This is a genomic window from Pseudomonas sp. v388, from assembly GCF_003935425.1.
Lineage (GTDB): Bacteria > Pseudomonadota > Gammaproteobacteria > Pseudomonadales > Pseudomonadaceae > Aquipseudomonas.
The window spans coordinates 1-629 of record NZ_RHQN01000026.1 but is presented as its reverse complement, the minus strand read 5'-3'; the positions used below and the strand labels follow the sequence as shown (position 1 = coordinate 629).

Below are 629 nucleotides of genomic sequence, written 5' to 3'. Positions count from 1 at the left end.
TGCAGGATTTCACCATCTGCCGTGGTGCGGATTTCCAGCCCCGGCAGGTAACGAACCTCGTTGTTCAGGGTGCGGTTGGAGGTTTGGGTGCTGTTGATCTTGCGACAGCGTTGGCCTTGGCCGTCGTAAATATAGCGCTCGTTATCGCTGGCTTCGGTGGCGCGGGTGACGATGGTGATTTGCTGTAACTGGTTGCGTACATCCCAGGCCAGAGTCTGGCCGCGTATCAGGTGCAGCTGGTTGCCATTGGGGTCGAAGCCGGTATCAAAGTCCGCGTCAGTTTCATCTTCGGGCAGGCTGCGATTGCTGTCCTCCGCCACGCGCATCGTGCGAGTAAAGTTTTGCGCGCCGACATGGCGCATCTGCAACAGATTACCGGCGCTGTCGTAGCTGTAGTTTTGGGTGTAGTTGCTGATCTGGTTCGGATCGGGCGGCAGCGGCTGCAAACCGGGCAGTGCTGGCCCATGGCTGGCGCCGATATTGACCTCGCGGCCGGTGGCTTCGATCAACTGATACAGCGTGTCATAGCGGTAACGGTTGACCGGCTCGACACGCTGGTTGGCAAAGAAACGAATCGGTTGGGCAGTGTCTTCGATCTGCAGGATATTGCCGACCGGGTCGTAAGCGTA

General features: G+C 58.5%; 1 pseudogene. It reads right to left on the bottom strand.

The features are described from left to right. Window positions 1-629 (bottom strand): annotated as a pseudogene (locus EGJ27_RS24710) (RHS repeat protein); the annotation flags it as partial.